This window comes from Mesorhizobium sp. M7A.F.Ca.AU.001.01.1.1, assembly GCF_004022735.1.
In the GTDB taxonomy this organism is placed as follows: domain Bacteria; phylum Pseudomonadota; class Alphaproteobacteria; order Rhizobiales; family Rhizobiaceae; genus Mesorhizobium; species Mesorhizobium ciceri.
On sequence record NZ_RZPF01001043.1, the window covers coordinates 1 to 1,531 of the forward strand.

Below are 1,531 nucleotides of genomic sequence, written 5' to 3' on the forward strand. Positions count from 1 at the left end.
TGCCTCGACGCAGACGCTGCAAACGATCCTCAGGCCGCCATTGCCGCTCCTGCCCGGCGATCAGTTCTGGAACAATTACAGCGAGGCATTGTTCGGCGGTGTCGGCCGCATCGGCGGCGTCAGCGTCGGCAGGCTGCTGCTCAACACGACGATCATGGCGCTCGGCATCGCGGTGGGAAAGATATTCATCTCGATCCTGTCTGCCTATGCGATCGTGTTCTTCCGCTTTCCGCTGCGCATGACCTTCTTCTGGCTGATCTTCATCACCCTGATGCTCCCCGTCGAGGTGCGCATCCTGCCAACCTACAAGGTGATGGTCGATCTCGGCATGATCGACACTTATGCGGGCCTGATCATCCCGCTGATCGCCTCGGCCACCGCCACGCTGCTGTTCCGCCAGTTCTTCATGACGATTCCTGGCGAATTGGTTGAGGCGGCGCGGGTCGACGGTGCGGGGCCGTGGCGCTTCTTCTTCGATATCCTGTTGCCGCTGTCGCGGACAAATATCGCGGCGCTGTTCGTCATCCTCTTCATTTATGGCTGGACACAGTATCTGTGGCCGTTGCTCGTCACCAACAGCAGCAACATGAACACGATCGTCATCGCGCTCAGAAAGATGGTCTCCTTCGCCGATGCCGATACGCAATGGCACCTGGTCATGGTTACAGCGATGCTGGCCATCGTGCCGCCGATCCTGGTCGTGGTGCTGATGCAACGCTGGTTCGTTCGCGGCCTGGTCGATTCCGAAAAGTGAGAAGCTGATGGCGACCGTCGATCTGAAGGATGTGAAGAAGGTCTACCCCAGCGGTTTCGAGGCCGTGAAGGGCGTTTCAATCGCGGTTCCCGACAAGGAGCTTTGCGTGCTGGTCGGCCCGTCGGGTTGCGGCAAGTCCACGCTGCTCAGAATGATCGCCGGGCTTGAAACCATCTCCTCGGGAACAGTTGCGATCGACGGCAAGATCGTAAATTCAACCGGTCCGACCGAGCGTGACATCGCCATGGTGTTCCAGAACTACGCGCTCTATCCGCATATGAAAGTCTACGACAACATGGCCTATGGGCTGCGCAACCGCGGCACGCCGAAAGATGAGATCGACAGCCGGGTCCGCGCGACGGCGAAAATACTGGAACTTTCGGCGCTGCTCGACCGCCGCCCGCGCGAGCTTTCCGGCGGCCAGCGCCAGCGTGTCGCCATGGGTCGTGCCATTGTGCGCAATCCGAGGGTTTTCCTTTTCGACGAGCCGCTTTCCAATCTCGATGCCAAATTGCGTGGCCAGATGCGCGTCGAGATAAAGAACCTGCAGCGCTCGCTTGGCGTCACGTCGGTCTATGTCACACATGACCAGCTCGAGGCGATGACGTTGGCCGACATCCTCGTCGTCATGAATGCCGGACTGGTCGAACAAATGGGGGCGCCGCTCGACGTCTACGAAAGGCCGGCCTCGACCTTCGTCGCTTCCTTCATTGGCGCGCCGCCGATGAATCTCCTGCCCCTTTCGCAAGGGCCGGCTGGTCCGGCGCTGGCTGATGG

2 protein-coding genes are annotated in these 1,531 nt (G+C 60.2%); both read left to right on the top strand.

All coding sequences use genetic code 11. From position 1 onward, the window contains the following. Positions 1 to 754: sn-glycerol-3-phosphate ABC transporter permease UgpE (gene ugpE / locus EN884_RS35545; RefSeq protein ID WP_128361106.1), on the top strand; the 754-nt coding region annotated here is incomplete at its 5' end. Positions 755 to 761: 7 nt separating this feature from the next. Next, the coding region (gene ugpC / locus EN884_RS35550) for a sn-glycerol-3-phosphate ABC transporter ATP-binding protein UgpC (RefSeq protein WP_128361107.1) at positions 762 to 1,531 on the top strand (770 nt) is incomplete at its 3' end.